This window comes from Gordonia sp. DT218, assembly GCF_049847105.1.
In the GTDB taxonomy this organism is placed as follows: domain Bacteria; phylum Actinomycetota; class Actinomycetes; order Mycobacteriales; family Mycobacteriaceae; genus Gordonia.
In genome coordinates, this window is record NZ_JBNCNS010000023.1 from 1 (window position 1) to 228 (window position 228).

At 68.9% G+C, this 228-nt stretch carries 1 protein-coding gene; it reads right to left on the reverse strand.

All coding sequences use genetic code 11. The features are described 5' to 3' along the window. A partial coding sequence (locus ACPXCG_RS23985; RefSeq protein WP_425794897.1) for a DUF222 domain-containing protein occupies positions 1-228 on the reverse strand: 228 nt, incomplete at both ends.

The following is a 228-nucleotide window of genomic DNA, read 5'->3' on the forward strand; positions in this document are numbered from 1 at the left end:
GGCTTCGGCGTCGTCCACACCCGACGGTCGTTGACCGCACGTCGGCGAGCCTCGCGCACCGCATCCGGATCCTGGCGAAACACGATCCGATCGACCATGTCGCGGAGCCGTTCGGCCGACCACGCCCCGGCATGCAGATCCAGTTCGGCGGCGATCTGCCCATCCACCTCGGCCATACCGGCGTGGCCGTCGAGCAGATCGGTCCGGGCGATGATCGAGGACACCCGA